This is a genomic window from Aerococcus sp. L_32 (assembly GCF_050689315.1).
Window position 1 is genome coordinate 1 of the sequence record NZ_JBOEQF010000690.1, and the last position, 944, is coordinate 944.

At 39.9% G+C, this 944-nt stretch carries 1 protein-coding gene; it reads right to left on the bottom strand.

The features are described from left to right. Nucleotides 1-154: 154 nt before the first annotated feature. Nucleotides 155-944 (bottom strand): substrate-binding domain-containing protein (locus tag ACRCJ0_RS15750; RefSeq protein WP_431391127.1); only part of this gene is annotated, 790 nt, incomplete at its 5' end.

Below are 944 nucleotides of genomic sequence, written 5' to 3' on the forward strand. Positions count from 1 at the left end.
TTATCTATCCGGTTTTAAAAACCCATAAATTCACAATCGGTTATTCGACTTCTGAATAATTCAAAATACCCTCAAAATATAAAAGGAGTTGCTACTATATAGGAGTAGCAACTCTAATAAGATAAACCCTTGGTTGTTACTTAACTAGTCAGAATTATTGAGCAGTATCTTCCCAGTTAGTAGTTTCGCCAGTAAAGATACTTGCGACTGTAGCTAAGCTTAAGTCAGAAACGCCATTCTCAGGGTTAACGATTACCGCAACACCATCAGTAGCGATTGCTTCTGCAGTTACCTCAGTTTCATCATCCGCTAATGCGCGAGAAGCCATACCTAAGTCCGCAGTTCCATCAGTAGCAGCCTTAACACCTGCAGATGAACCATTAGATGTAATATTAATTTGAACACCTGAGTTTAATTCTTCATAAGCTTCCGCTAATTTTTCCATTACTGGAGAAACTGAAGTAGAACCGACAACGGTGATAGATCCTGATTGAGAGCCGTCACCTGCATAAGCTTCAGCATCAGCTTTAGCTTGTACAAAACCTTGATCTAATACGATTTTTTGCCCTTCTTCAGAGAAAATGAAATCGTGGAAGTCAGCTACCACACCTTCTAATTCGCCTTGATATATGATGTTAAATGGACGAGAAATGGCGTAATCACCAGATGCAACGTTTTCTTCTGTAGCTTCAACTCCATCAATAGAAACAGCAGTAACTGTATCGTTTAATGAACCTAAAGAAATATATCCGATTGCATTTGGATCATCAGCAACAGTGGTCATTACTTGGTCAGTACCATTCATGATTGTAGCTGCAGCAGTAGTATTATCAACATCATCAGCCATAACGCCTGTAGCCTCTACGAAGGCATCACGAGTACCAGAACCTTCTTCACGAGAGATTACTGAAATAGGGCCAGTAATTGCTGCCGCTTCTGTTGTT